This window comes from Micromonospora sp. WMMD712 (genome assembly GCF_029581295.1).
Lineage (GTDB): Bacteria > Actinomycetota > Actinomycetes > Mycobacteriales > Micromonosporaceae > Micromonospora > Micromonospora carbonacea.
Genome location: NZ_CP120743.1, coordinates 2,999,424 through 3,016,757 on the forward strand (window position 1 = coordinate 2,999,424; position 17,334 = coordinate 3,016,757).

Annotated in this window: 20 protein-coding genes; 7 read left to right on the top strand and 13 right to left on the bottom strand. The window is 74.0% G+C overall.

Annotation, left to right across the window (positions count from 1 at the left end):
- Window positions 1-8: 8 nt before the first annotated feature.
- The 4 genes from O7633_RS12645 (at window position 9) to O7633_RS12660 (ending at window position 3,455) form a co-directional block, all read left to right on the top strand.
- Window positions 9-881, top strand: coding sequence for an oxidoreductase (locus O7633_RS12645; protein WP_282327960.1), 873 nt, complete (start codon window positions 9-11; stop codon window positions 879-881).
- Window positions 878-1,864: an alpha/beta fold hydrolase gene (locus tag O7633_RS12650; RefSeq protein ID WP_282327961.1), complete on the top strand. Its 987-nt coding sequence runs from the start codon at window positions 878-880 to the stop codon at window positions 1,862-1,864. The genes O7633_RS12645 and O7633_RS12650 overlap by 4 nt, the downstream gene beginning before the upstream one ends.
- A 47-nt stretch (window positions 1,865-1,911) precedes the next feature.
- The gene (locus O7633_RS12655) at window positions 1,912-2,337 is read left to right on the top strand and encodes a helix-turn-helix domain-containing protein (RefSeq protein WP_278128931.1); all 426 of its coding nucleotides are present in this window, start codon (window positions 1,912-1,914) and stop codon (window positions 2,335-2,337) included.
- Between the two features lie 170 nt (window positions 2,338-2,507).
- Window positions 2,508-3,455: a hypothetical protein gene (locus O7633_RS12660; protein WP_282327962.1), complete on the top strand. Its 948-nt coding sequence runs from the start codon at window positions 2,508-2,510 to the stop codon at window positions 3,453-3,455.
- A 19-nt stretch (window positions 3,456-3,474) separates the two neighbouring features.
- On the opposite strand, the gene O7633_RS12665 is transcribed toward O7633_RS12660, so the two are convergent.
- The 10 genes from O7633_RS12665 to O7633_RS12710 form a co-directional block, all read right to left on the bottom strand.
- Complete coding sequence (locus tag O7633_RS12665; RefSeq protein WP_282327963.1) at window positions 3,475-3,975, bottom strand: GNAT family N-acetyltransferase; 501 nt, start codon at window positions 3,973-3,975, stop codon at window positions 3,475-3,477.
- A 62-nt stretch (window positions 3,976-4,037) separates the two neighbouring features.
- Complete coding sequence (locus O7633_RS12670) at window positions 4,038-5,231, bottom strand: hypothetical protein (protein ID WP_282327964.1); 1,194 nt, start codon at window positions 5,229-5,231, stop codon at window positions 4,038-4,040.
- Window positions 5,232-5,288: 57 nt separating this feature from the next.
- Window positions 5,289-6,038 (bottom strand): lysophospholipid acyltransferase family protein, encoded by a 750-nt coding sequence (locus O7633_RS12675; protein WP_282327965.1) that lies wholly within the window; start codon window positions 6,036-6,038, stop codon window positions 5,289-5,291.
- Between the two features lie 108 nt (window positions 6,039-6,146).
- Window positions 6,147-8,207: a glycogen debranching N-terminal domain-containing protein gene (locus O7633_RS12680; RefSeq protein WP_282327966.1), complete on the bottom strand. Its 2,061-nt coding sequence runs from the start codon at window positions 8,205-8,207 to the stop codon at window positions 6,147-6,149.
- Window positions 8,207-8,578 carry an SCP2 sterol-binding domain-containing protein gene (locus O7633_RS12685; RefSeq protein WP_282327967.1) on the bottom strand — a complete coding sequence of 124 codons (372 nt, stop codon included), beginning with the start codon at window positions 8,576-8,578 and terminating at the stop codon, window positions 8,207-8,209. Before O7633_RS12685 ends, O7633_RS12680 begins: the two co-directional genes overlap by 1 nt.
- A gap of 157 nt (window positions 8,579-8,735) precedes the next feature.
- Window positions 8,736-9,152, bottom strand: a complete 417-nt coding sequence (locus tag O7633_RS12690) for a CBS domain-containing protein (protein ID WP_282327968.1) — start codon at window positions 9,150-9,152, stop codon at window positions 8,736-8,738.
- A gap of 88 nt (window positions 9,153-9,240) precedes the next feature.
- Window positions 9,241-10,266 carry an aspartate-semialdehyde dehydrogenase gene (locus O7633_RS12695; RefSeq protein ID WP_282327969.1) on the bottom strand — a complete coding sequence of 342 codons (1,026 nt, stop codon included), beginning with the start codon at window positions 10,264-10,266 and terminating at the stop codon, window positions 9,241-9,243.
- 222 nt (window positions 10,267-10,488) lie between these two features.
- Window positions 10,489-11,835, bottom strand: coding sequence for an insulinase family protein (locus O7633_RS12700; protein WP_282327970.1), 1,347 nt, complete (start codon window positions 11,833-11,835; stop codon window positions 10,489-10,491).
- Window positions 11,832-13,124 (bottom strand): pitrilysin family protein, encoded by a 1,293-nt coding sequence (locus O7633_RS12705; protein ID WP_282327971.1) that lies wholly within the window; start codon window positions 13,122-13,124, stop codon window positions 11,832-11,834. Before O7633_RS12705 ends, O7633_RS12700 begins: the two co-directional genes overlap by 4 nt.
- Window positions 13,125-13,244: 120 nt before the next feature.
- The gene (locus tag O7633_RS12710) at window positions 13,245-13,460 is read right to left on the bottom strand and encodes a hypothetical protein (protein ID WP_074477498.1); all 216 of its coding nucleotides are present in this window, start codon (window positions 13,458-13,460) and stop codon (window positions 13,245-13,247) included.
- Between the two features lie 297 nt (window positions 13,461-13,757).
- On the opposite strand from O7633_RS12710, the gene O7633_RS12715 reads away from it, so the two are divergent.
- From O7633_RS12715 to O7633_RS12725, 3 genes are all read left to right on the top strand, one after another.
- Window positions 13,758-14,867 (top strand): 3-deoxy-7-phosphoheptulonate synthase, encoded by a 1,110-nt coding sequence (locus O7633_RS12715; RefSeq protein ID WP_282327972.1) that lies wholly within the window; start codon window positions 13,758-13,760, stop codon window positions 14,865-14,867.
- A 668-nt stretch (window positions 14,868-15,535) separates the two neighbouring features.
- The gene (locus tag O7633_RS12720) at window positions 15,536-15,757 is read left to right on the top strand and encodes a hypothetical protein (RefSeq protein ID WP_282328546.1); all 222 of its coding nucleotides are present in this window, start codon (window positions 15,536-15,538) and stop codon (window positions 15,755-15,757) included.
- A gap of 32 nt (window positions 15,758-15,789) precedes the next feature.
- Window positions 15,790-15,987, top strand: a complete 198-nt coding sequence (locus O7633_RS12725) for a hypothetical protein (protein ID WP_278128952.1) — start codon at window positions 15,790-15,792, stop codon at window positions 15,985-15,987.
- Window positions 15,988-16,049: 62 nt separating this feature from the next.
- Here the strand turns inward: O7633_RS12725 and O7633_RS12730 are convergent, their stop codons facing one another.
- From O7633_RS12730 to O7633_RS12740, 3 genes are read right to left on the bottom strand one after another with little or no spacing between them, the layout of a single operon-like run.
- Window positions 16,050-16,589 carry a DUF1360 domain-containing protein gene (locus O7633_RS12730; RefSeq protein WP_282327973.1) on the bottom strand — a complete coding sequence of 180 codons (540 nt, stop codon included), beginning with the start codon at window positions 16,587-16,589 and terminating at the stop codon, window positions 16,050-16,052.
- A gap of 58 nt (window positions 16,590-16,647) precedes the next feature.
- The gene (locus O7633_RS12735; RefSeq protein ID WP_074477488.1) at window positions 16,648-16,983 is read right to left on the bottom strand and encodes a hypothetical protein; all 336 of its coding nucleotides are present in this window, start codon (window positions 16,981-16,983) and stop codon (window positions 16,648-16,650) included.
- Window positions 16,983-17,297, bottom strand: a complete 315-nt coding sequence (locus O7633_RS12740; protein ID WP_282327974.1) for a DUF6158 family protein — start codon at window positions 17,295-17,297, stop codon at window positions 16,983-16,985. Before O7633_RS12740 ends, O7633_RS12735 begins: the two co-directional genes overlap by 1 nt.
- Between the last annotated feature and the right edge of the window lie 37 nt (window positions 17,298-17,334).

The window sequence follows — 17,334 nt, forward strand, 5'->3', positions numbered from 1 at the left end:
GTAGAGCCATGACGAACTCCACTACCTCCCTCCCCGGCGGCACCTGGCGCCTGGGAAGCTCGGTCGTGTCCCGCTTCGGCTACGGCGCCATGCAGCTCGCCGGCCCCTACGTCATGGGGCCGCCCGCCGACCACGCGGGCGCGCTGGCCGTCCTGCGCGAGACGGTCGAACTGGGCATCACCCACATCGACACCAGCGACGCCTACGGCCCCCGGGTGACCAACGAGCTGATCCGCGAGGCCCTGCACCCGTACCCGGAGTCGCTGCTCGTCGCCACCAAGGTCGGCGCGTTCCGCGACGCGCAGGGCGGGTGGCCGACGGCCCGACGCCCCGAGGACCTGCGCAAGCAGGTGCACGACAACCTCGACGGTCTCGGCGTGGCGGCCCTCGACCTGGTGTACCTGCGCATGGGCGACGCCCAGGGGCCGCAGGCCGGTTCGCTCGCCGAGGCGTTCGGCACGCTCGTCGACCTCCAGCGGGACGGCCTGATCCGTCACCTCGGGGTCAGCAACGTCACCGCCGAGCAGGTCGCCGAGGCCCAGAGCATCGCGCCGGTCGTGGCCGTGCAGAACATGTACAACCTGGCCTACCGCCACGACGACGCCCTGATCGACCGGCTCGCCGCCGAGCACGTCGCCTACGTGCCGTTCTTCCCGCTCGGCGGCTTCTCTCCGTTGCAGTCCGAGGCGCTCTCGGCGGTCGCGGCCCGCCTGCGCAGCACCCCGATGGCCGTCGCCCTGGCCTGGCTGCTGCGACGATCACCCAACATCCTGCTGATCCCGGGCACCTCGAAGGTGGCCCACCTGCGCGAGAACGTCGCCGGCACGGGCGTGACCCTGACCGACGAGGACGTCGCCGAGCTCGATCGGATCGGCCGATGAACCCGATCCGGGCCTGGCTGGCCTCCGTCGCGGCCGCGGTCGCCCTCGCCACCGGCGTCGCCGGATTCGCGTCACCCGCCGTCGCGCACGCCCGGCCCTGGCAGCACAGCTCGCTGGACGTGCGCGTGGCCGTGGGCGTGGACGGGGTCCCGGCGGCGACCATCCACGCCGAGCAGTACGCGCCGAAGCGGCGCGCCCGCGGCATCCAGGTGCTCATCCCCGGCGTCACCTACGACCACCGTTACTTCGATCTCCCCACCAGCAACGGGACCGTCTCCCAGGCCCGGCAGGCGGCCCGCGCCGGCTGGCTGGCCGTGGCCCTGGACCGGATCGGGACCGGCCGGTCGACCAGGCCCCCCGCCGACTCGGTCACCACCGCGGTGCACGTCGCGTCGATCGACCACTTCATCGACGACCTCAGCCGCCGGTATCCCCACCTCCCGATCGTCGTGGTGGGTCACTCCTACGGAAGCGTCGTCGCCGAAGGGGTCGCCGGGGTCTCGGACAAGGTCGACGCGCTGGTGGTCACCGGCTTCATGTACCGCGCGACGCTGCCGTCGTTCGAGGGCTTCCCCGAGCTGGTGCCGGCCCGGCCCGCCGGCTACCTGACCACCGCGCCGAACTCACGGGCGTTCTTCTACCACCTGCCCAACACCGATCCGGCGACCCTCGCCGCCGACGAGGCCACCAAGGCCACCACGACGGCCGCCGAGATCCCCGGCTTCGGTGCGGAACTGACCACCGGCACGTTCGCCGCGACGGTCCGCGTGCCCGTCCTGGTCGTCGTCGGCGAGCACGACTACCTCTACGTCGGCGGCGATCCGGCGGCGTTCGGGGCCGACCAGAAGCGTGCCTTCAGCGCCGCGTCGCGGGTCGACGCCGTCGTGATCGAGGACGCGGCGCACGACCTGGCGCTGCACCGCAACGCCCCGCGCACCAATGATCTCGTCAACCGGTGGGCGCTACTCTCCATCAGGAAGTAGTTGCCGGTCCGGGGTGGCGGCTGCCGATGGCGGGAGGGGAGCATCCGATGGCTACGACGACAGCGGCCGAGGTTCGGGCCCGGCGCAAGGCGGAGTACAACGCGTTCCTGGCGGTGTGCCCGAGCCACAAGATGTTGGAGCGGATCTCCGGCAAATGGGTCATGCTCCTGCTCTCCGCCCTCGGCAGCGGCCCGGACTGCGCGGGCGGGCCCCGGCCGATGCGCTACTCCGAGCTGTCCCGGCTCCTGGCCGGCGTCAGCCAGAAGATGCTCACCCAGACCCTGCGTTCGCTGGAACGCGACGGTCTGGTCACCCGCACGGTGACGCCGACCGTGCCGGTCACCGTGTCCTACGAGATCACCGAGCTCGGTCTCTCCCTGCACCAGATGATGCGCGGCCTGAAGGTCTGGGCGGAGACCCACACGGACGAGGTCGCCGCCAACCAGGCCGCCTACGACACCGCGACCGGATAGCCCCTGTCGGGCTGACGGTTCCGCCCGGCGCAGCCGGGCGAGCCAACTTCGGCGAATGCGAAAAGGATCTCGGCCGGCCTGCCTACGGTAGCGGCAGATCGGGCCTGCCTCAGCCGCAGACCGGGTCGGCCCGGCACAAGCCGGTCACAGCTCATCGCCGAGGAGGACACATGAGCGTTCCGTCACTGGAAGCGGATCTTGCCGGTCTGCTCAGCACCACAGACGGCCGGGGCTCGGCCGACGGCACCGTGCACGCCGCCATGCAGCGCCTGCTGGCGCAGGAGGAGGCCGGCCAGGCGAGCCTTCGACCGCAGGTCGTGCGACGGGGCGGGGTCGCCGACGCGAAGCGGCGGCTCTGGGAGACGGCCGCCCGGAAGATCGGCGTGGAGGAGGAGTACCAGGGCTGGCTGCGGGCCCACCAGGAGACCTCCCAGCAGATGATCGAGGCGTCGCCGACCGGCCAGCGGGGGGACGTCGAGCTGGGACGGGCCTTCACCGCGCCCCCGATCGACCGCACCATCACCGGCATCATCGGCGAGTTGTGGTGGGCCCGCACGGACGCCACGTTCCCGGCCGGCTACCAGGTCGAGTTCAAGCCGGACGGCGCGCACCTCTTCGGCAATCGCATCTGGTCCGACGGCGACCTGTGGAAGGGCAGCCTTCAGGTCCTCGCGAAGTTCGTGCTGGACACGAACCGGATGCCGGGCCCCGGACGGTTCACCTCCCTGCCGCACTGCGAACTGTTCGGCAAGATGACGGGGGCCACCGGCTGGACCTGGGGTGACGACTGGTCCAAGTGCTGGCTGCACGTGGCGCAGTTCGTCAACGGCGGCCCGGCGGGCGCGCGGATCGCGGAGGGGCACGACCACCGCAACGTCTTCTTCATCTCCGACAGCGAGCGGCTTGAGGTGCACGACCTGCCCGGATTCATCCAGTTTCCCCGGGTCGACTTCAACCTCGACCCCCACCATCCGCTCATCATCACGCTGGAGATCCGCCTGGACTTCCAGATGGAGGGGCACTCGCAGATCTTCTTCGGCAGCCGGGCCCCAGGCCAACCGCCGGTCATGCGGGACGCCCTGCTGCGCACCTTCCAGTGGAACCTACAGCGCGTGTGACGCAGCGTCAGGCACGCTCTCAGCCGGCGTCCGACGCCGTGTCGGCCGGTGACGGCGTCGACAGGTCGAGTGCGCCGACGGTCTGGCCGCCGCTGCGCTCCCCCGTCGGGCGGAACCCGAGCCGCAGGTAGAACCCCTCCGGCCCGCCCCCGCCCGGCTCCCACGTGGTGAAGATGCGCCGCTCGCCGCGCCGCCGCGCCTCCTCGGCCACGGCCCGCACGGCGAACCGCCCGTAGCCGCGCCCCTGCCGGTCGGCGGCGATGTTCAGCCGCCACAGCCCGGAGCGCAGGTCGCCCGGGGCGTCCTCGCGCCACGGGATGCGGAAGAAGCCCATCAGGAAGCCGACGAGGTCGTCGCCGTCGTAGACGAGCCGGGGCCAGGCGACGCCCGGCCAGACGTACGCCTCGGCCAGCGACCGGGCGACCGGCTCCACCAGGTGTTCCTGGTCGGGGCGGATGCGCAGCTCACAGGCGGCGTCGAGGTTGGCCGGGGTGATCTTCTCCAGGCGTGGGGTGGGCATCGGGGCACCATAGCCGGCCACCCCGCCGCCGCCCCACCGGATTTGCGCCCCACCGGATCCGGTCAGGGCGTGCGGGGGCCGATGCCGTCCTTCGGCGTGGGCGCGACCAGCAGCCCCACCTGGTGCCCGATGAACCGGTAGACGACCTGGCTCGCCGCCCACATCAGGTGGCCCCGGTCGGCCCGGTCGATCGCCCGCCCGTCGGCGTGGCCGACGCTGACGAACAGCACCCAGTTCTTCGACGTCGACACCACGTCGGCCGTGTCGCCGTCGAGCCCGGCCTGCGCGGTGCCGGAGCGCAGCGGGCCCCGGCGCTCGCGGGCCGCGTCCTCCGTCGGGAACAGCACCGCCGCGAGACGCACCACGGCGTCGCTGTCGTCGGTGGTCCAGCTTCCCCGCACGGTACGCACGCAGCCCGCCAGCCGCTCGTCGTCGTCCAGCACCCCGGCGCAGCCCCGCTGGTCGTCGGCGGACGTGCGGGTGAGCGTGTCCCCCGCGACGGTGAACGTGCGCTCGGGGAACGCCAGGTCGGCGGTGACCGGCACGGGGTCGGCCCGGCCCAGGGCCACCCCGAGCATGGCCAGGCACGCCCCGGCCGCGACCAGCGGCGCCCAGACGGGCGGCAGGGCCGCCTTCCCACGCTCGGCGGGCACCGGTCTCCTGCGCTCGGCGGGCACCGTCTTCCTGGTGTCGGCGAGCACCGCGACGACGAGGAGGGCGAGCAGGGCGAGCGCGAGGCCCGCCCAGGCCCAGGTGATGCCGGTGGCCGTCGCGTACCGGGCGGGGCCGTCGAGGAGGTCGTCGAGGTCGCGACGCCGGCCGGGGATGAAGAGGTACGCGCCCAGCACCAGGGGCGCGGCCACCACGGCCACCGCCGTGCGGGCCCGGCCGGGCAGCCGGGACCAGAACGCGACGGCGGTCACCACGTAGAGGAACGGCACGGTGATCAGCAGCCAGCCCGCCGTGGCCATGCCGGGCCCGGTGCAGCCGGTGACCGCGCACGCGTACCCCTCGATCCACTCCCGGCTGGCGGGGCCGATCACGACCGACGCGATGGGGAAGGCGACCAGGCCGAGCACGAGCAGCACGCCGAGCAGCGCCCCGGTGTGGGCGGGCCGGGGGGCCGTCGGCGCGGCACCACGCTCGGCCCGCGGCCCGGCGTCGGCCTGCGGGTGGGCGTGCCGCCGTTCCGCGTCCGCGCGGGCCTCCGCGACCAGGTCGACGGACCTGCCCCGGCCGCCCTTGAACTTCCGCATGGCCGCGAGGTTAGACCAGCCGCGCACCCCGCGCCCGGCGACGCCGGGCGGACCCGGTCAGGCGGCGGAGGTGCGCCGGCCGCCCCGGTCGAGCGCGGCGGCCTCCTCGGGCGTCGGCGCGGTGCCGCCGAGGTGGGCCGGCTGCCACCAGGTGTCGTCCGGCCCGGCCGGGGTGTCCGGGTACGTCCGCTGGGCCCGGTCGACGAGGGCGGCCAGCCGGGTCTTCAGCTCGGCGCTCAGCGCGTTCGCGTCGGCGTGGTCGGCGGGGTCGATGGGCTCGCCCACCAGGATGGTGATCGGGGTGTGCCGGCGGGTCAGCGTCCTCGGGCGGCCCTTCGTCCAGAGCCGCTGGGTGCCCCACAGCGCCACCGGCAGCAGCGGCACGGCGGCGTCCTGCGCCATCCGGGCCGCCCCGTTCTTGAGGTCTTTCACCGTGAACGAGCGGCTGATGGTCGCCTCGGGGAAGACCCCCACCACCTCGCCCCGGCGCAGCGCGTCGACCGCCGTGCTGTAGGAGCCGGCGCCGGCCCGCCGGTTGACCGGGATGTGCTTCATGCCGCGCATCAGCGGGCCGGAGACCTTGTGCGCGAACACCTCGTGCTTGGCCATGAACCGCACCAGCCGGCCGGACGCGTGCGCGCCGTAGCCGCAGAAGATGAAGTCCAGGTAGCTCACGTGGTTGCTGGCCAGCACCGCCCCGCCGGTGCGCGGCACGTGGTGGCTGCCCTCCACGGTCAGGCGCAGGTCGAGGACCCGGAACATCGTCTTGGCGGCGGCGATCACGGGCGGATACACGAGTTCCGGCATCCGGCGACTTTACCCTGCTGGGGGTGGGGACACGCCAGGGCCGCACGCGCCCTCCCACGGTGTGCCGCCACCGGGGGCCGGCGGGCCGCCACCCCCGGTGGCGACCCGTCAGTCGGCCAGGTTGTGCAGGTCCAGCCGGCCCCGGGCGAACGCGTCGACCTTGCCCCACCGGCCCGGGATGTCCAGCATCTCGATCCGGCCCATGCCCACGGGCAGGCACGGCTCCACCGCCAGGTGCCCCTCGTGCGGCTCGATGCCGAGCATGGTGCGCAGCAGCAGCATCGGCGCGCCCGTCGACCAGGCCTGCGGGCTGCACGCCGTCGGGTACTCCACCGGGAACTTGGTCAGCTCCCGGTGGTAGCCGCCGAACGCCTCCGGCAGCCGCCCGTCGAAGTAGCGGGCCGCGTCGAGGATCCCGTTGGCGATCACGGCGGCCTCCTCGGCGAAGCCGTACCGGCGCAGCCCCCACGCGATGAACGAGTTGTCGAACGGCCAGATCGTGCCGTTGTGGTAGCCGATGGGGTTGTAGCGGACCTCCCCCTCGGCCAGCGTCCGCACCCCCCAGCCGGAGAACAGCCTCGGTCCGACCAGGTGCTCGGCGATCCGTCCGGCCCGGTCGTCGTCGACGATGCCGCTCCACAGCAGGTGGCCGATGTTGGAGCTGAGCACGTCCGCCCGGCGGCCGTCGGGGTCGAGGGCGAGCGCGTAGAACTGGCCGTCGTCGACCCACCAGTCCCGGTTGAACCGCTCCTTGAGCAGCGTGGCCTCCCGCTCCAGCTGGTCGCCGTACGCGGGGTCGCCCCAGAACTCGCGCGCCATCCGGGCGGCCCGCATCTTCGCGTCGTACGCGTACCCCTGCACCTCGCAGGTGGCCCGGGGGAACGGCAGGAGGGTGCCGTCGCGGTAGGAGATCGAGTCCCAGGAGTCCTTCCAGCACTGGTTCTCCAGGCCGGTGTCGGTGTTGCGCCGCTCGTACCAGATGTAGCCGTTGCCGACCAGGTCGGCGTAGTCGTCGATCCACTTCAGCGCGGCCCGGCACTCCTGCTCCAGCTCCCGCACCAGCGACTCGTCGCCGCTCCACCGCTCGTACTCGTCGAGCAGCACCACGAACAGCGGCGTCGCGTCGACCGAGCCGTAGTACGGCGAGTGGGGCTGCTCCTCGAACGCGGCCGTCTCGCCGTAGCGCATCTCGTGCAGGATGCGGCCGGGGTCCTCGTCGCGGAAGTCGTCGAACCGGGTGCCCTGCAACGAGGCGAGGATGCGAAGCGTCGTCTTGGACAGCGCCGGGGCGTACGGCAGCACCTGGAGGCAGGTCAGGATGCTGTCCCGGCCGAACATCGTCATGAACCACGGCAGGCCGGCGGCGGGCAGGGTGCTGCCACCGAGCGACAGGGGCGAGAAGCGCAGCGCGGCGAGGTCGACCAGGCTCCGCTGGTACGTGCGGGCCAGGTGCTCGCACTCGGTGTTCACCTTCGGCGCGGCGGCGATCCACTCCTGGAGGTCCTGCTGGAGGGCCAGCCGTTCGGTGCCGTGCGCCCGCACGCCCATCCGCAGGTCCCGCCCGCCCGGCCCGAGGGCGAACGTCTGCACGTCGATGTCGGTGCTCCACTGCTCGTTGGGTTCGAGGTGGACGCTGAACTCGAAGCCGTTGCGGTCGTACCTGGCGGTCCGCGAGCAGGAGATGACCGTCTCGCGCCGGAAGTTGCCCCGGCGGTAGCCCAGGCGCAGCCGGTCGGCCTCCGCCTCGGCGTACAGCTCGCCCTTCTTGTTGACGATCTCGTCCTTGACCTGGAACAGGTCGGCGAAGTCGGAGCCGGCGTCCATCCGGACCCGCAGGTCGACGGGCTTCTCGTCGTGGTTGAGGATGGTGAGCTGCTCGCGGAAGCTGCCGCCGACCACCCGCTCGCGGATGATCGACAGCTTCGCGTCGACGTAGTGGGTGGCCATCCCCGGCACCAGGAAGAACCGCGCCTCGTAGTACTGGAGGTCGTCGTAGGACAGCGTGTTGAGCCGCTCGCCGTTGACGGTCAGCACCCAGCGGGACAGGAACCGGGTGTCGAGGGAGAACATGCCGGTGGGCTCGCTCGGGGTCGCCTCGATGTCGCCGGTGTCCTCGGAGACGACGAAGGTGCTGCCGTCGAGGATCCGGATCGTGTTGCCCTCCGTCATCAGCGTGCCTCCCTCTGGAACAGCCGGCGCGGGCCCTGGCTGGTCGGCGGGCCGGGGAAGAGGCGTTCCACCTGCACCACCAGCCGGGCGTCGCCGCTGACCGTCATGTCACCGCGCAGGATCGCGGCGATGCCGTCCTCCCGGCCGGCGGCGAGGTCCTCGAAGAGGACGGGGTTGGTGTTGACGACCGTGTCCGCCTCGCGGTCCTCCCGGCTGACGCTGATCCGGCCCCGGTCGATCGCGACCAGCCAGTGCGTCGTCTGCTGCCCCTCGTGCAGGTCGAAGCGGATGGTTCCGGATGTCTTGACCAGCAGCGGCTCGTACCCCCGCCGGTCCAGGTCCTCGAAGAATCTGGTGGTCGCGTCCGGCATCGGGCCCCTCCCCTCCCGTCGACCCGCGGCGTTCGACGTCGCGGAAGGGTCCCCGTCCGGCGCGGGGTCAACCTCACCCGGATCGGGTGAGGGGCGCGGCGCGGGCACGACGCGACGCCGGCCCCCGGTTCGGGGGCCGGCGTCGCGCGGCGGACGGTCAGTTGTTGGGATCGTCGGCGCTGATGTCCGCCAGCACCGACTGCGGTTCCCGCTCGACCGCGAGGTCGCCCATGGAGACCAGGCCGACCAGCCGGCCGTCGTCGATCACCGGCAGCCGCCGTACGGCGTACGTGCGCATCAGGTCGGCGGCGGCCACGGCGTCGTCGTACTGGCTCACCGTGATCACGTCGCGGGTGGTGATCTGGTCGAGCCGGGTCGTGTCCGGGTCCCGCTCCTCGGCCACGCCCCGGACCGCGATGTCCCGGTCCGTGACGATACCGACCACGTCGTCACCGGCCGTCACCACCACGTCGCCGATGGCGCTGTCGCGCATCTCCCGCGCGGCGGCGGTGAGCGTCTCGTGGCCGTCCATCGTCACCAACCGGGTCGTCATGAACTCTCCGACCGTTGTCATGGTGCTCCCCTCTCGGTGTCGGCACCGCGGTCTACCCGCCGCCCGGGCGGGGTAACGCCGCGTGCCGACACCGGGGGCGCGGCGACGGTCAGCGCAGGTCGGCGGCGACGAGCTCGGCGAGCTGGACGGCGTTGAGGGCGGCGCCCTTGCGGAGGTTGTCGTTGGAGCAGAACAGCGACAGCCCGTGCTCCACCGTCTCGTCGGCACGCAGCCGGCCCACGTACGTCGGGTCGTGGCCGGCGGCCTGCAACGGGGTCGGCACGTCGGACAGGGCCACGCCGGGCGCGCCGTCGAGCAGCTCACGGGCCCGCTGCGGGGTGATCGGCCGGGCGAACCGGGCGTTGATCTGGAGCGAGTGCCCGGTGAAGACCGGCACCCGGACGCAGGTGCCGGAGACCTTCAGCCCGGGGATCTCCAGGATCTTGCGGCTCTCGTTGCGCAGCTTCTGCTCCTCGTCGGTCTCCGCCGAGCCGTCGTCGACGATCGAGCCGGCGAGCGGGAGCACGTTGAACGCGATGGTCCGGGCGAAGACGCGGGGGGCGGGGAACTCCACGGCCGCGCCGTCGAACGCCAGTCCGGCGGCCTGCTCGGCGACCTTGCGGACCTGCTCCTCCAGCTCGGCCACGCCGGCCAGGCCGGCCCCGGAGACCGCCTGGTAGGTGGCGACGACGAGGCTCACCAGCTCCGCCTCGTCGTGCAGCGGGCGCAGCACCGGCATCGCGGCCATCGTGGTGCAGTTCGGGTTGGCGATGATGCCCTTCGGGCGGCGCGCGGCGGCGCGCGGGTTGACCTCGGCGACGACGAGCGGCACGTCCGGGTCCATCCGGAACGCCGACGAGTTGTCGATCACCACCGCGCCGGCGGCGGCGACCCGGGGGGCCAGCTCCAGGGCGGTGCCCTTGCCGGCGGAGAAGAGCACGATGTCCAGGCCCGCGTAGTCGGCGGTGGCCGCGTCCTCGATCGTCACCTCGCCGCCGCGCCACGGCACGGTCCGCCCGGCCGACCGGGCGGAGGCGAACAACCGCACCTGCTCCGCCGGGAACTCGCGCTCCGCCAGCACCTGCCGCATCACGCCACCGACCTGGCCGGTGGCCCCCACAATGCCGATCCTCATGCCCGCGAGGCTACCCAGGTCGACGGCCGGGCCGGGAACGCTTTCCCACCGCCCGGGCCCCGGCCGGGCGGGCCCGGTGACGGGCCCGCGCCGCAACGTCGGCGTCGCCACCGCGCGCCGCACCGGAATTTCGGGGGCGCGGGCGGGCCCGGGCCGGAACATCGCCGCCCCGGCCGGGCCGCCCCGCCGGCCGGGACGCGACGCGAATCACACCCGCCCGGATCAGGGACGGGCGTCGACGATCTCCCCGAGGCCGGTGGCCGCCAGCTCGTCGCGGATGAGCGCGGCGTCGCCCTCGACCACCAGGGTCAGCGCCTCCGGGTGCAGGTGGGTCGCGGCGGCGGCCGACACGTCGGCCACGTCGGCGGCGAGCAGCGACTCGCGCAGCCGGGCGTGGTAGTCGTCCGGCAGGTCGTGCACGACCAGGGTGGTCAGCGCCGACGCGATCGCCCGGGGGCTCTGCAACTCGACCGAGAGCTGCCCGGCCCGCCACGACCGGGCCACCGCCAGCTCGTCCTCGGTGACCCCGCCGGCCCGGGTCCGGGTGATCTCCCCGACCGCCTCGACGAGGGCCGGCGCGGTCACCGACGTCTGCACCCCGGAGCTGACCGCGAACCGGCCGAACCGGCGGGACGAGGCGAAGTCGCCCCGGATGCCGTAGGTGTAGCCGCGCACCTCGCGGATCAGGTGGTTGAGCCGGGAGGTGAACGCGCCGCCGAGCACCGTGCCGGCCAGGCTCGTCGGCACGTGGTCGGGGTGCGCCCGGTGCGGGGCGGCGTGGCCCAGCCGCAGCGTGGACTGCACCGACCCGGGGCGGTCGACCAGGATGATCCGCCGGCCGGCGCGCAGCGGCACGTCGATCGGGCCCTCGACCGGGGGCGGGCCGCCGCCGGTGCCGGCGAACGCCGCCGCGCCCAGCGCGTCCAGGTCGAGCCGGTCCAGGTCACCGGCGACGACCAGGGTGCCGGGGCGCAGGAACCACTCGGAGTGGAAGACGGTGACGTCCTCCGGGTCCAGGGCCGCCACCGACTCGGGGTCGCCGTACATGGGTCGGCCCCAGCGGTTCTGCGCGCCGAACAGGTCGGCCCGCAGCGCCGCCTCGGCCCGGGGGCCGGGGTTGGCCCAGTCCATCCGCAGGGCGGTCGCCTCGTCGTCGCGCACCCGCCGCACGTCGTCCGGGTCCAGCTTCGGCGTGCGGACGGCCTCGGCGAGCAGCGCGACGGCGGCACTCAGCCGCTCCACCGGCACCTGGACGCTGACCTGGAACGAGTCCCAGTCGAGCCCGGTCACCAGCTCGGTGCCGAGCGCCTCGATGGCCAGCGCGTACGCGGTGGCGTCCCGCTGCGCGGTGCCCTCCTCCAGGGCCTTGGCCAGCACCGCGCCGAGCCCCTCCCGGCCGACCGGCTCGCGGCCGGCCCCGGCGTCGAGCAGCAGCAGCGCCACGGCCAGGTTCTGCCCGGGCAGGTGCGCGGCGACGACCCGGCCGCCGGCGGTTTCGCGGCGCACCACCTGCGGGAACCGGTAGGGCCGGGCCAGCCCCGGCCCGGGACGGTCGGCGATCAAACTCATGCGGTCTCCTCGGGCAGGTAGGTCAGGGTGACCCGGTCGTCGGCGCGCAGCGCCTCGGCGGCGAGTTCGGCGATCTGCTCGGCGGTGACCGCGAGCCAGGCGGGCAGCCGCTCGGCGGCCTTCGCCGGGTCGCCGAACTGGGTGGCGTACCGGCCGAGGGTGTCGGCGCGGCCGTCGACGGTGGACATCTGCCGCCACCACGCGGTGCTGAGCAGCGCCTTGGCCCGGTCCAGCTCGGCGGCGGTGACCGGCACGGTGGCCAGCTCGTCGACGACCTCGGCCACCCCGGCGGCCAGCCGCTCGCCGGTCACCCCGTCCCGGGCGGTGGCGGTGACGATCAGCGGGGCCGGCGCGTGCCGCAGGTCCACCCCGTACGCGCCGACCGTGTCGGGCTGGGCGAGCCGCTCGCCGTCGGCGAGGCGCTGGTAGAGGCGGCTGCCCCGGCCGCTGCCCAGCACGGTGGCCAGGACGGTCAGCACGTCGTAGCCGGGGGTGCCGAACGGGTGGGTGCGGTGCGCGACGAACACGCGGGGGGCGGGCACGGCGGCGGTGACGGTCTCGGCGACCGGCGCGCCGGTGCGGGGCACGTGCCGGCCGTCCGGCGCGGCCGGGATCGACTCCCGGGCCGGGATCGCCCCGAAGTACTTGTCGGCCAGCGCGAACACCTCGGTCGCGGCGGCGTCGCCGACGACGGTCAGCACGGCGTTGTTCGGCGCGTAGTAGGTGCGGTGGAACGCCTGGAAGGTGGCCAGGTCGGCGGCGTTCAGGTCGGCCATCGAGCCGATCGTCGCGTGGTGGTAGGGGTGCCCGGGCGGATAGAGCAGCGGCAGCAGCCGCAGCCACGCGTCGCCGTAGGGCACGTTGTCGTAGCGCTGGCGACGCTCGTTCTTGACCACGTCCCGCTGGTTGTCCAGCGTCTCCTGGGTCAGCGCCGGCACCAGGCCGCCCATCCGGTCGGCCTCCAGCCAGAGCGCCAGCTCCAGGTGCTCGGCGGGGACGGTCTCGAAGTAGTTCGTCCGGTCCGGGTTGGTGGTGGCGTTCAGCGAGCCGCCGGCGCCCTGGACGAGCTTCATGTGTTCGGTCTTCGCCACGTTCACCGAGCCCTCGAACATGAGGTGCTCGAAGAGGTGGGCGAACCCGGTCTGCCCGTCGGGCTCGTGCCGGGAGCCCACGTCGTACCAGAGGTTCACCGCGACCGCCGGCGCGGTGCGGTCCTCGCTCACCACCACACGCAGGCCGTTGTCCAGTCGGGTCGTTTCGATCGGCCAGGGGAAACCGCTGTCGGGCATGGCCCGACGCTATCCGATCCCGAGGTCGCGGACGTGACGCGCGGGGGTCGGCGCGGCGCAGGCCGGCCGGTCCGCTGCCCGGTCCCGGGCGGCGCGCGCCGCCCGGGGCCGGGGTCGGGGTCAGTCCGGGGGCTCGACCGTGGTCACCGTCTCGTCGGAGGTGCGCCGCTCCAGCACGGTGTCGGGGGCGGCGGCGCGGTCGGCCTCCCGCCGGTCGGACTCGTCGAGGATCGCCTCGGCCTGGGCGTACGCGTCGTCGCTGCCGACCGCCGCCTCCTCGGGCAGCAGGTGGGCGCGGGAGGAGATCCGGTCGGCGTCGCTGTCGTGGTGGCTCATGCCGGTGTCTCTACCCAGCGGGCGGCTCAACGGAACGGGCCGCGCACCTCGGAGGTGATCCCGCCCGACGACGGGGTGAGCCTTTCCCGCCGCGTCGGGTAGGCTGGTCGGCGTGACGCGGTCGTATCGATGGTTTAGACAGCCGGCTGGAGGAGCCGGTGACTTCATCGTGATCTGACGTCACTTCCTCTTCGAGCCGGCTGGGCAGGGGCCTGATTCCCTGCCCTTTTGCGTACGAGCAGCCGGCTCGACCTCGGGCGCCGGCCCCGGGGCACGGTCGGCGGAAGGAACCCCACCGTGACGTCCCCGGACAGCCATCGCGTGATCGACCAGCGGATCGACCGCGTCGTGCCGTTGACCACCCCGGCCCTGCTCCACCACCACCTGCCCCTGGACGCGACGCTCACCGAGGCCGTGCTCGACGGCCGGCGCGCGGTCGCCCGGGTGCTGGACCGCGCCGACGACCGGCTGCTGGTCGTGGTCGGCCCGTGCTCGGTGCACGACCCGGCCGCCGCCCTGGAGTACGCGGCCCGGCTGCGCACCGTCGCCGACCGGCTCGCCGACGACCTGCTGATCGTGATGCGGGTCTACTTCGAGAAGCCGCGTTCCACGGTGGGCTGGAAGGGCCTGATCAACGACCCGGCGCTGGACGGCTCCGGCGACGTGAACACGGGCCTGCGCACCGCCCGCGCGCTGCTGCTGGACGTGCTGCGGTTGGGCCTGCCGGTGGGCTGCGAGTTCCTCGACCCGATCACCCCGCAGTACATCGCCGACACCGTCGCCTGGGGCGCGATCGGCGCGCGCACCGTGGAGAGCCAGGTGCATCGGCAGCTCGCCTCCGGGCTGTCGATGGCGATCGGCATGAAGAACCGCCCCGACGGCAGCATCGGCACGGCCGTGGACGCGATCCGCGCGGCCGGCGTCCCGCACGTCTTCCCCGGCATCGACGTCTCCGGCACCCCGGCGATCATGCACACCCGGGGCAACGCCGACGGCCACCTGGTGCTGCGGGGCGGCAACGACGGCCCGAACTACGACGCCGCCTCCGTCGCCGCGGCGCTGGCGAAGCTGCGGGCCGCCGGCCTGCCGGAGCGGGTCGTGGTCGACGCGAGCCACGCCAACAGCGGCAAGGACCACCGCCGTCAGCCGCTGGTCGCCGCCGACGTCGCGGCCCAGCTCGCCGCCGGCCAGCGCGGCATCGTCGGCGTCATGCTGGAGAGCTTCCTGCTGCCCGGCCGGCAGGACCTGGACCCGACGCGGGAGCTGGAGTACGGCCGCTCGATCACCGACGCCTGCCTCGGCTGGGACGACACCGAGGAGGTGCTCGACGGCCTGGCCGCCGCCGTCCGCGCCCGCCGCGGCACCCCGGCCGACACCACTGCCGCCCCCACCTCCACCCCCGCCTGACGCGGCGAGGGGCACGGCACTACTACTCACCGGCGGCGACTTCCACGCTCGGCCGAGAGGGATGCGGGGCGGTCTCACGCTGCGTGCCGGCCGGTCAACCCCACGCCAGCCCCCGCATTCCCTTTGCTCTGCACCCACCGGCGCAGCACCCCGGCGGAACAGCATGTTCGCAATGTCCGCGCGGGTCGGGCCCGGCCAGCCTGGTTACGCACGGTAACCGTTGCGTCGGCGGGTGCAGAGCAAAGGAGCGGGAACGGGTGGCGGGCATCGCCCGGCAGACCCGGCCGGCGCTCCTGCCACGTGCGGCCCCGGGTGGGCACAAAGCCAGCGGCGCCCCGGCCGAAGACCGGGGCGCCGCTGGTGTCGGTGTGCAGGTCGCCTCTCGGCGCGTGGCGCGACGCGGCTCCAGCCGGACGGTATTCCGCGAAGGCATTTCAGGTGAGGCCCGGGGACACTGGGCACACCGACACCCGTCACAACCGGCGGGAGCCGGTCGATGTTCCGGCCGCCGACGTGACGGGCATCACGCTACCGTGGCCGCCCCAGGCCCTTCCGGGTTTGCTCGTTTCCGCCCCGGGTAGCTGATCGTCGTGACCGACGAAGCAGTGACCGACAAGGCCGTGATCGACGAGGCCGTGGCCGACGGGGCACCCGTGACGGCAGCGCCGGTGAGCGACGCCGGGCCGGTCGAGGAGCCGGACACCCGGCCGCTCGACGAGCTGCTCGACGACATCTACCACGGCCAGGAGCGGATCAGCCAGGCGGACATCTACCGCCGGGCCGTCGCCGCCGAGCTGCCCGCAGCGCTGCTCACCCGCGTCGCCGCCCTCCCCCAGGGCGAGTACGCCGTGGACGAGGCCGCCGACCTGCTGGGCGGATCGGCGTCCTGACGCCCGGCCGCGCAACCCGAGAGGACAGCGAGATGACCGACCGCCAGGAGCGGCACCAGGAGCACGTCGAGGCGCTCGGCCAGCCGCCGGAGGGCCTGGACACCACGCCCGAGCCGGACTTCGCCAACGAGCACGACCGCACGGCCGTCGACGCCGACGTGATCACCGGCGAGGACGAGGACGAGCGCGAGCCGGAGTCGCCGCACGGCTGGTCGGGGATGCAGCGCTGACGCGACCGCTGAGGGGAGGGGGCCGGCGCCGGCCCCCTCCCCTCAGCGCGTACGACAGGGGGTCAGTCCCTGTGGTGGCCGCCCTCGGCGGCCTGCTGGGCCACTGCGTAGCCCATCTGGAGGAAGTCGGAGGCCGCGACGGCGGTCAGGGCGGTGGCCACCAGCCGGGTCAGCCGGGGGGCCAGGACGAGCCCGCCGGTGAGCCCGGTGGCCACCCAGACGGCCAGGCAGAACGGGCAGCTCAACAGCTCGCCGATGGCGTGCCGGGTCGGGCTGCCCGAGTCGCGGACCTGCTCCATCACCTCGCCGCTGCCGATCGGGCGGTCGTAGCGGGTGAACGGGGCGCGCAGCGGGCTGGTCACGGCGTCCTTGGACAGCAGCCGGCTGAGCTTGTGGGTGGCGACGGCGAGCAGCACCACGTCGGCGGTGGCGGGCCGCTCGGGCACGGGGCGGCCGGTCGCCCGGACCAGGCCCGCGATCATGGCGGTCACCCCCGCGTACGTGCCCATCGCCGCGAGGTAGCCGCCCAGCGGACGGTGCTCGTGCGGCGCGTACGCGTGGCGCAGTCGCGCCGCCTTCTGCCTCAGGCTGCTCTCGCTCAACCCGCTCTCCTCGTCGTCAGCGCGTCGCGGCCCCCGCTGGGGCTTGCCCGCCGGCCGGTCAGCCGGCGGTGAGGTTGTCGGCCACCTCGCGGGCGAGGTTGGCCAGGGTCTCGTCGGCGAGCCCGGCCTCCGCCCCGCCGGCCGCGCCGGCGAGGTCGATCGACACCTGCGCGCCCCCGGCGTCGGCCGGCTCGACCCGGATCTCGGCCGACCAGCCGGGCGCGGAGTCGCTGCGCCACCAGGCCCGCAGGTCCCCGGCGTCGACCTCGGGGCGGCTGTCGCCGTCGGACCGCAGCGGCTCGGGCAGCCAGGCCGCCGCGCGGTCCGGGTCGGTCGCCGTGCTGAACACCACCTCGGGCGGCGCGGACATACCGCGCCGGGCGCGGGCGGTCATCACTCGTCCCGCAGCCGGGCCGGGTCGATCTCCCGCCCCGGGTGCCGGGCCAGGTACTCCGTCTCCAGCTCCGCCGTGCGGCGCAGGTGGTTGGCGAGCGCCGCGTCCGACGCGTGCCGCAGGGTGTCGAGGCGGGTGCGGTGCAGGCTGTGCATCTCGCGGATCAGGTCGTCGTCGGCGAGCTCGGCCGGGTCGATGCCGGGCTCCTCGTCGGTGGCCGGGTCGCGCAGGTGGTCACCGTCCCACTCGGGCATCCGCTGCTCCGGGCTGGCCTCGGCCGGGCCGGTGGTCGTCCGCCAGGCTGATTCGGTCATGTCGCCCCCCTCGTCTCGGCTGGGCTGGCGTCTAGAC

Bases quoted from the DNA above. Each gene is read 5' to 3' on its own strand.
- O7633_RS12645 (WP_282327960.1), top strand. From the start codon at position 9: ATGACGAACTCCACTACCTCCCTCCCCGGCGGCACCTGGCGCCTGGGA.
- O7633_RS12650 (WP_282327961.1), top strand. From the start codon at position 878: ATGAACCCGATCCGGGCCTGGCTGGCCTCCGTCGCGGCCGCGGTCGCC.
- O7633_RS12655 (WP_278128931.1), top strand. From the start codon at position 1,912: ATGGCTACGACGACAGCGGCCGAGGTTCGGGCCCGGCGCAAGGCGGAG.
- O7633_RS12660 (WP_282327962.1), top strand. From the start codon at position 2,508: ATGAGCGTTCCGTCACTGGAAGCGGATCTTGCCGGTCTGCTCAGCACC.
- O7633_RS12665 (WP_282327963.1), bottom strand. From the start codon at position 3,975: ATGCCCACCCCACGCCTGGAGAAGATCACCCCGGCCAACCTCGACGCC.
- O7633_RS12670 (WP_282327964.1), bottom strand. From the start codon at position 5,231: ATGCGGAAGTTCAAGGGCGGCCGGGGCAGGTCCGTCGACCTGGTCGCG.
- O7633_RS12675 (WP_282327965.1), bottom strand. From the start codon at position 6,038: ATGCCGGAACTCGTGTATCCGCCCGTGATCGCCGCCGCCAAGACGATG.
- O7633_RS12680 (WP_282327966.1), bottom strand. From the start codon at position 8,207: ATGACGGAGGGCAACACGATCCGGATCCTCGACGGCAGCACCTTCGTC.
- O7633_RS12685 (WP_282327967.1), bottom strand. From the start codon at position 8,578: ATGCCGGACGCGACCACCAGATTCTTCGAGGACCTGGACCGGCGGGGG.
- O7633_RS12690 (WP_282327968.1), bottom strand. From the start codon at position 9,152: ATGACAACGGTCGGAGAGTTCATGACGACCCGGTTGGTGACGATGGAC.
- O7633_RS12695 (WP_282327969.1), bottom strand. From the start codon at position 10,266: ATGAGGATCGGCATTGTGGGGGCCACCGGCCAGGTCGGTGGCGTGATG.
- O7633_RS12700 (WP_282327970.1), bottom strand. From the start codon at position 11,835: ATGAGTTTGATCGCCGACCGTCCCGGGCCGGGGCTGGCCCGGCCCTAC.
- O7633_RS12705 (WP_282327971.1), bottom strand. From the start codon at position 13,124: ATGCCCGACAGCGGTTTCCCCTGGCCGATCGAAACGACCCGACTGGAC.
- O7633_RS12710 (WP_074477498.1), bottom strand. From the start codon at position 13,460: ATGAGCCACCACGACAGCGACGCCGACCGGATCTCCTCCCGCGCCCAC.
- O7633_RS12725 (WP_278128952.1), top strand. From the start codon at position 15,790: ATGACCGACCGCCAGGAGCGGCACCAGGAGCACGTCGAGGCGCTCGGC.
- O7633_RS12735 (WP_074477488.1), bottom strand. From the start codon at position 16,983: ATGACCGCCCGCGCCCGGCGCGGTATGTCCGCGCCGCCCGAGGTGGTG.
- O7633_RS12740 (WP_282327974.1), bottom strand. From the start codon at position 17,297: ATGACCGAATCAGCCTGGCGGACGACCACCGGCCCGGCCGAGGCCAGC.